The 6,519-nt window shown below is 63.2% G+C and carries 8 protein-coding genes; 2 read left to right on the top strand and 6 right to left on the bottom strand.

All coding sequences use genetic code 11. The features are described from left to right. Positions 1 to 165: 165 nt before the first annotated feature. Entirely contained in the window at positions 166 to 540 is a 375-nt protein-coding gene (locus tag EAV90_RS31725; RefSeq protein WP_122402711.1) for a winged helix-turn-helix transcriptional regulator, read from the bottom strand. A 121-nt stretch (positions 541 to 661) separates the two neighbouring features. On the opposite strand from EAV90_RS31725, the gene EAV90_RS31720 reads away from it, so the two are divergent. Then, complete coding sequence (locus EAV90_RS31720; protein WP_122402710.1) at positions 662 to 1,675, top strand: zinc-binding alcohol dehydrogenase family protein; 1,014 nt, start codon at positions 662 to 664, stop codon at positions 1,673 to 1,675. Positions 1,676 to 1,871: 196 nt separating this feature from the next. Here EAV90_RS31720 and EAV90_RS31715 read toward each other — a convergent pair whose 3' ends face one another. The 3 genes from EAV90_RS31715 to EAV90_RS31705 form a co-directional block, all read right to left on the bottom strand. After that, positions 1,872 to 2,378 (bottom strand): hypothetical protein, encoded by a 507-nt coding sequence (locus tag EAV90_RS31715; RefSeq protein WP_244607970.1) that lies wholly within the window; start codon positions 2,376 to 2,378, stop codon positions 1,872 to 1,874. A gap of 61 nt (positions 2,379 to 2,439) precedes the next feature. Beyond that, on the bottom strand, positions 2,440 to 2,736 hold the full coding sequence (locus EAV90_RS31710) for a DUF1330 domain-containing protein (protein WP_122402709.1): 297 nt from the start codon (positions 2,734 to 2,736) through the stop codon (positions 2,440 to 2,442). A gap of 8 nt (positions 2,737 to 2,744) precedes the next feature. Next, entirely contained in the window at positions 2,745 to 3,533 is a 789-nt protein-coding gene (locus tag EAV90_RS31705) for an SDR family NAD(P)-dependent oxidoreductase (protein WP_122402708.1), read from the bottom strand. Positions 3,534 to 3,719: 186 nt separating this feature from the next. Here EAV90_RS31705 and EAV90_RS31700 point away from each other — a divergent pair, with 186 nt between their 5' ends. Further along, on the top strand, positions 3,720 to 4,697 hold the full coding sequence (locus EAV90_RS31700) for a Bug family tripartite tricarboxylate transporter substrate binding protein (RefSeq protein ID WP_122402707.1): 978 nt from the start codon (positions 3,720 to 3,722) through the stop codon (positions 4,695 to 4,697). 79 nt (positions 4,698 to 4,776) lie between these two features. Here the strand turns inward: EAV90_RS31700 and rplQ are convergent, their stop codons facing one another. Together rplQ and EAV90_RS31690 are read right to left on the bottom strand one after the other, a co-directional pair. Beyond that, complete coding sequence (rplQ, locus tag EAV90_RS31695; protein WP_122402706.1) at positions 4,777 to 5,193, bottom strand: 50S ribosomal protein L17; 417 nt, start codon at positions 5,191 to 5,193, stop codon at positions 4,777 to 4,779. 248 nt (positions 5,194 to 5,441) lie between these two features. Beyond that, complete coding sequence (locus EAV90_RS31690) at positions 5,442 to 6,473, bottom strand: DNA-directed RNA polymerase subunit alpha (protein WP_029674561.1); 1,032 nt, start codon at positions 6,471 to 6,473, stop codon at positions 5,442 to 5,444. Positions 6,474 to 6,519: the final 46 nt, after the last annotated feature.

Raw genomic sequence — 6,519 nt, 5'->3', positions numbered from 1 at the left:
CGCTTGCACGCCCTGAAGACCGGCGAGCGGACGGGGTCAAGGCCGGAAGCCGCCGGAGGCGGTGGCGCGCCAGCGCCAGCCTTGAGGCCGGCCGATCGCCGGGCTACTTCAACACAGTTGCTCCCCGCTGGGGAGAGGTGAAGAACGACGGCGCCGTTCAACCAGTTACGCCGCGCGCTTCTTCTTCACGACCGGCGGCGGCGGCGCGCAGGACAGCCGCTCCTGATGGCTCTCGCCCCAGGCCTTCAGGATGTCGATGACAGGCTTGAGGCTCTCACCCAGCTCCGACAGGCAATACTCCACGCGCGGCGGCACCTCGGCATAGACCTTGCGGATGACGAGATTGTCCTCCTCCAGCGCGCGAAGCTGTTTTGTCAGCATGCGCTGGGTGATGCCGGGCATCCGGCGGCGCAATTCACCGAAGCGCTGGGTTCCGCTCTGCAGGTGATAGAGGATTACGCCCTTCCACTTGCCGTCGATCAGGTCCAGAGTCGCCTCGACGGAGCAGCCGGGACGACGAGCAAAATTGCGCCGTTTCATGCGTGATTTCCCAATAGTATCCAAACAGGGACTATATCCCCAAATTTACAGTACTTGCCAAATTGAGGCCAGGGCGACAGTTAGAGCGGCGGGCGAACACGCCATCTGATGGAGACAAGCCATGAAGGCCGTCGGCTACAAGAAATCGCTTCCGATCGAGGACGCGGATTCACTGATCGATTTCGAGACCGCAAAGCCTGAGCCCAAGGGGCGCGACATTCGCGTCGCCGTGAAGGCGATCTCGGCCAATCCGGTGGATTACAAGGTGCGCAAGCGCGCCGCCCCGCCCGAGGGCGAGACGAAGATCCTCGGCTATGACGCGGCCGGCGTGGTCGATGCCGTCGGCCCCGACGTGACGTTCTTCAAGCCGGGTGACGAGGTGTTTTATGCCGGCTCGATCCTGCGCCAGGGCACCAACGCCGAGTTCCACCTGGTCGACGAGCGCATCGTCGGCAACAAGCCGAAGTCGCTCTCGTTCGCGCAGGCAGCAGCCCTTCCCCTCACCTCCATCACAGCGTGGGAATTGCTGTTCGACCGTCTCGGCGCCGTGCCCGGCAAAAGCGTCGATCCGCGCACGCTCTTGATCACGGGCGGAGCCGGCGGCGTCGGCTCGATCCTGATCCAGCTCGCGCGCCGCCTCACCGGATTGACCGTGCTCGCCACCGCAACGCGGCCTGAATCGCAAAAATGGTGCCTCGATCTCGGCGCCCATGCAGTGATCGACCACGGCAAACCGATGAAGGAGCAGATTGAGAAGCTCAAGCTGCCGCCGGTCGCGCTGGTCGCAAGCCTCACCTTCACCGATCAGCACTATAAGGCGATCGCCGATTTGATGGCGCCGCAGGGACGGTTCGGCCTGATCGACGATCCGCCCGAGTTCACCATGAGCACGTTCAAGGGCAAGGCGATCTCGGTGCACTGGGAATCGATGTTCACGCGCTCCTCGTTCCAGACGCCCGACATGATCGCGCAGCATCATCTGCTCAACGATGTCGCCGACCTCATCGACAAGGGCGTGTTGCGCACCACGCTCGACCAGACCTTTGGCACCATCAACGCCGCCAACCTCAAGCGCGCGCACGCGCTGCTCGAGAGCGGCAAGTCACGCGGCAAGATCGTGCTGGAGGGGTGGTAGGCGAAGACCTCGTAGGGCAGTGGTGGGCTACGCCGAGTGATGAGTTAGCCATGCGAACGCGCAAAGCGCAGCTCGCCTGGCGTAACCCGCCTCTTCTGCTTCCGCGGAAACACACGCCGAGCAGATGCACCTCGCGCATCTGCCCGGCTACCCAGCTACGAACCTGTCTCTACAAGGTGGCTGGCCCCGCCCTCTCCTACTTTGCCTGGGCTGCGGTCTGGAGCGCCTTCCAGTCGAATTTTTCAGCGAGCGCCAGCCCTTCCTCCTCACTGAGGCCGTCGAAGGAGAAATTGAACAATGCGTCCTTGCCGAGCGCCACGATGAGCGTGCCGGATTTCTGCGGGGTGTTATAGTTCTTGAGCACCTGCATGCCATGCATGGTTGCCGACATGACGTGACCGTCAGGCGTCTGGATATTCATTCCGCTCTGGATCGGCGCCAGCGCGCCGGTGGCCGCCTGCCCAACCATGATTGCGGCCTGGACTCGCGCTGAGCCGCGCGTGTAGTCGCGCGTCGCGGTGGTCATGCTGGCCTCCGACATCTGCATCGACATGCCGTCCGCCTTGCCGCCTTCCCATCCGGCAAGATCGATCAGGAGCGGCAGGAGCCGCTGAAACGGTTGGTCTGCACGCGAGGGCGAAAGCGGCCACAGGATCGTCAGGGCAAGAAAAAAACCGAAAAGCTTAAATCGCGACTGAAGCATTCTCTTCTCCCGGTTGGGCTACCGGGCGAGCATAGCAACGCTTCATTGCGCGAGAAAGTTCTCACGCCGGCGGCACACCCTCGACGAACATCAGACGCCGCTCCAGCGCCGTCCGCCGCAGCTTCAGCGCCTCGGCATATTCCGGCGAGGTGTACCATTCCTTCAACCTCGTCATCGAGGCGAATTCGACGATGACGATGGCCTTCGGCGGCAGGTTGCCTTCGGCAAGCTCGGCCCTCGCGCCGCGGACGAGATAACGTCCGCCGTACTGCGCGATGGTCTTGGCGGCGAGCGCGCGATAGGCCTCGAATCCGTCGGGGTCGCGCATCTCGACTTCGGAAATCACATAGGCCGCCATGCGCCACCTCAGGCGATCGTGTTGACGATGCCGCCCTCGGCGCGCAGCGCTGCGCCGTTGGTTGCGGACGCTTCCTTGGACGCGACATAGACAACCATGTTGGCGATCTCGTCGACGCTGGCAAAACGCTGGATCAGAGAGCTCGGACGATGCTGTTTGACGAAATTGGCCGCGGCCTCGTCCACGGACTGCCCGTTTTGCTTCGCGAGGTCCTTCACGAATGTCTCGACGCCTTCGGACATGGTCGGGCCCGGCAGCACGGAGTTGACGGTGACGCCGGTGCCGCGAGTGAGCTGCGCGAGGCCGCGCGCAACTGAAAGCTGGGCCGTCTTGGTCATGCCGTAGTGGATCATCTCGACGGGAATGTTGAGGCCGGACTCGGAAGAGATGAAGACGATGCGGCCCCAGTTGCGCTTGAGCATGCCCTTCATGTAAGCCCGCGACAGCCGCACGCCGCTCATCACGTTGACCTCGAAGAAGCGGCTCCAGTCCTCGTCGGGGATGTCGAAAAATTCCTTCGGCTCGAAGATGCCCGCGTTGTTGATGAGGATGTCGACCTCGGGCAGAGCGGCCACCAGCGCCTGGCACCCCGCAGCAGTGGAGACGTCCGCGGCGATGCCGCGGATCTTGGCGCCCGTCGCTTCCAGCTTGCGTACGGCTGCATCGACCTTGTCCTGGCCGCGCCCGTTGATGACGACGCTCGCACCCGAGGCGGCAAGGCCCTTGGCGATGGCATGGCCGATGCCGGCGGTCGAGCCGGTCACCAGCGCTGTTTTTCCGGAAAGGTCGATGTTCATGCACTATCTCCATCAGATCGATGACGGGGATATCGGACGCGGCGGATCGGGATGCAATCGGTGCTCACCAAGCAGTGAGGGCCCGCGCTCTTCCTGCGCCCCTTGGACGCCGCGCATCGCTGCTGGAACGATTGTTGCTTGGCCATTCCGAGATTCTCCTGCTCACATGGAAACGGAAGCAACGCGATGAAAAGAACGGCTTTAACGGTTGTGCTCGGGGTGGCCGGTTTGATTGCTGGCAATGCGCCCGCACCGGCTCAGGCGGTCTATCCGGAAAAGTCGTTGCAATTGATCGTCCCCTTCCCGCCGGGCGGCGCCTCGGACGTGGTCGCGCGCATCATCGGCGGCGAGCTGGAGACGCGGCTCGGCAAGCCCGTGATCATCATGAACCGTCCCGGCGGCGGCACCACGATCGCGGCGAAGGAAGTCGCGCGCTCGGCGCCTGATGGATATACCCTGTTCTTCAGCTCGAACTCGAGCTTCACGCTGCCGGCCGCCGTGAAGGAAAGCGTGCCTTACGACGCGGCCAAGGATTTCGAGCCGCTCGGCCAGGTCGGCAAGATCACGCTGGTGCTGGTCACCTACAAGGACAACCCGATCAAGGACGTGGCTGCGCTGGTTACCGAAGCGAAGGCCAATCCCGACAAGCTGTCGCTGGCATCGTTCGGCGTCGCGACCGTGTCACATTTTGCCGGCGAGCTGTTCAAATCGGCCGCCGGAATCAAGATGGTCCACCTGCCCTACAAGGGCAGCGCGCCGGCGATGAACGACCTGATCGGAAAACACATCCAGTATCACGTCGACACTGTCATCGCGGTCAAGCCACAGATCGACGCCGGCACGGTCAAGGTGCTCGCCGTGTTCTCGGCCAAACGCACGCCGTTCCTGCCCGACGTACCAACGCTCGCCGAGCTCGGCTATGGCAATATCGACTTCGCGTCATGGGGCGCCGTCGTCACTCCCAAGGGCCTGCCGCCGGCCGTTCACGACAAGCTGTCGGCAGCCCTGGAGGAGACGATCAACAGCCCGTCCGTGACCGAGCGCTTCACCAAGGTCGGCTTCGAGCCGGGCTTCACGCGCTACAGCGATTGGGCGGCAGCCATCGGCAAGGAGACCGCCGAAATGAAGGACATCGCGCAAAAGGCGGGGATCAAGGAGGAATAGTCCTGCGGATCCGCACAATTCCGGGAACAAAAAACGGCGCCCGAGGGCGCCGTTTTCAGTACATATCTGCAGAAACAGCTTACGCCGCCTCGGCTGCCTTCTCCTGCACCGGACCGGAATCCTGGCCCTTGGCGTCGACGTCGCGATCGACGAACTCGATCACGGCCATCGCGGCGTTGTCGCCGTAGCGGAAGCCGGCCTTGATGATGCGGGTGTAGCCGCCCTGGCGGTCCTTGTAGCGGGTCGCGAGCGTATCGAAGAGCTTCCTGACCATGTCGACGTCGCGCAGCTCCGCGATCGCCTGGCGGCGCAGCGACAGGCCGCCCTTCTTGCCGAGGGTGACGAGCTTCTCGACGATCGGGCGGAGCTCCTTGGCCTTGGGCAGCGTGGTGACGATCTGCTCGTGCTTGATCAGCGCGGCCGCCATGTTGGCGAACATCGCGCGGCGGTGCTCGGCCGTGCGGTTGAGCTTCCGATGAACCTTGCCGTGACGCATGTGTGTAGTCCTTACGTTAAAACTGCCGCGACGGTTCGTCGGACATGTTGCTCAGGTGGGCTGCCTGCGTTCGCCCGCGAAAGCGCGACGCGCTTTCGCTTTCTTGGTTGAGCATGATCCCTATCGGAAAACCGCTTCGCACTTTTCCGGGACTATGCTCTCAGTCATTCCGGGGCGGCTCGCAGAGCCGAACCCGGAATCTCGAGTTCCGGGTTCGATGCTCCGCATCGCCCCGGAACGACGAATGCTCAGTAGTGATCCTCGAAGCGCTTGGCGAGCTCGTCGATGTTCTCCGGCGGCCAGCCCGGCACTTCCATGCCGAGATGCAGACCCATCTGGGCCAGCACTTCCTTGATCTCGTTCAGCGACTTGCGGCCGAAGTTCGGGGTGCGGAGCATTTCCGCCTCGCTCTTCTGCACGAGGTCGCCGATGTAGACGATGTTGTCGTTCTTCAGGCAGTTGGCCGAACGCACCGACAGCTCGAGCTCGTCCACCTTCTTGAGGAAGGCCGGGTTGAAGGCGAGGTCCGGGATGATCTCCTGGGCGACTTCCTTGCGCGGCTCTTCGAAGTTGACGAACACGTTGAGCTGGTCCTGCAGGATGCGCGCGGCGTAGGCCACGGAATCATCCGGCGTGATCGCGCCGTTGGTCTCGATCGTCATCGTCAGCTTGTCGTAGTCGAGGATCTGGCCCTCGCGGGTGTTCTCGACCTTGTAGGAGACCTTGCGGACCGGCGAGTACAGGCTGTCGACCGGGATCAGGCCGATCGGCGCGTCCTCGGGACGGTTGCGCTCGGCGGGCACGTAGCCCTTGCCGGTCGAGACCGTGAACTCCATGCGGATCTCGGCGCCCTCGTCGAGGGTGCAGATCTGCAGATCGGGGTTAAGCACGACCACATCGCCGACGGTCTGGATATCGCCGGCGGTGACGACGCCCGGGCCCTGCTTCTTCACGACCATACGCTTGGGGCCTTCGCCCTGCATCTTGATCGAGATGTCCTTGATGTTGAGCACGATGTCGGTGACGTCCTCACGGACGCCCGCGATCGAGGAGAACTCGTGCAGCACGCCGTCGATGTGCACCGACTGCACCGCCGCGCCCTGGAGCGAGGAGAGCAGGATGCGGCGCAGCGCGTTGCCGAGGGTTTGGCCGAAACCACGCTCGAGCGGCTCGGCGACGATGGTCGCGAAACGCGAGGGATCGCTGCCGGGCGTGACCTGGAGCTTGTTCGGCCGAATCAGTTCTTGCCAATTTTTCTGGATCGTCACTGTTTCACCCATACAGGCCAGTCAATTTGATCGTTCAAATACTGGCGTTGGAGAAAGG

The sequence above is a fragment of the Bradyrhizobium vignae genome (assembly GCF_004114425.1).
Classification (GTDB): Bacteria; Pseudomonadota; Alphaproteobacteria; order Rhizobiales; family Xanthobacteraceae; genus Bradyrhizobium; species Bradyrhizobium vignae.
The sequence above is the reverse complement of the archived record's forward strand: the minus strand, read 5'-3'. Positions and strand labels throughout refer to the sequence as shown.